This window comes from Luteimonas flava (genome assembly GCF_036584485.1).
Taxonomy (GTDB): domain Bacteria; phylum Pseudomonadota; class Gammaproteobacteria; order Xanthomonadales; family Xanthomonadaceae; genus Luteimonas; species Luteimonas flava.
Map to the genome: position 1 here is coordinate 1 of NZ_JAZHBM010000011.1, position 775 is coordinate 775.

At 39.1% G+C, this 775-nt stretch carries 1 rRNA gene; it reads right to left on the bottom strand.

The window, feature by feature from the left end:
* A 16S ribosomal RNA gene (locus V3391_RS17490) occupies positions 1-775 on the bottom strand; the annotation flags it as partial.

The following is a 775-nucleotide window of genomic DNA, read 5'->3' on the forward strand; positions in this document are numbered from 1 at the left end:
GCTTCGGTCTTGCGACTATACTACCCCCAGAGTTCGAATATTCTGGATTTCTCGTATAGTGCGTATGAAGTCATAAAATAATGATCACACATCCTAAATCAACATTGTTTACGGTTCAGACTACGATGGTATCTAAGCATCTTCGCGCCCTGAACTTTCGTTCTTGACTAAAAAAAACATCTCAGTGGAGAGCTTTCGCATCAGTTTGTCTTCTCAGGATCATAAAATTTCACCTTTCCCCTGAGAGTACAGGTCACTCATTCTATTTTTTTCTCTCATTACAAATCCAGATTCTTTGGAGTATTGCTACTCCCAGAACTTTATGTGACCTAAATTTGTCATATTTCATAATACCATGCTAATATATTCAAAGCTAAAAAGCTTGTTTTGAACACTCTAATTTATTCAAAGTTATAACACTCCAGAAAACCAACCATCTGCGTAAAGATAGCCGGTCCTAAGTCTGCTTTTACACCGACAAAGGGACTCTAAAGTTTTTTCTTGCTTTAAGTCATCTACAATTCTCTCATTTGAATGATCAAATATGTAAAAACTTCATGCCTGTAAAATTGGCTATGAGCTTTTTAACTGCAGCAACTTTAATATACGCTATTGGAGCTGGAATTACCGCGGCTGCTGGCACCAGACTTGCCCTCCAATGGTGTTCATTGATGTGTTTAGATATCATCCATTGCAAATCTCCACCATGCGTAGCATGGCAGAGTTGCTATTTCTCGTCGCTGCCTCGTCAGTGTTGACATTGGGCAATTTGCGC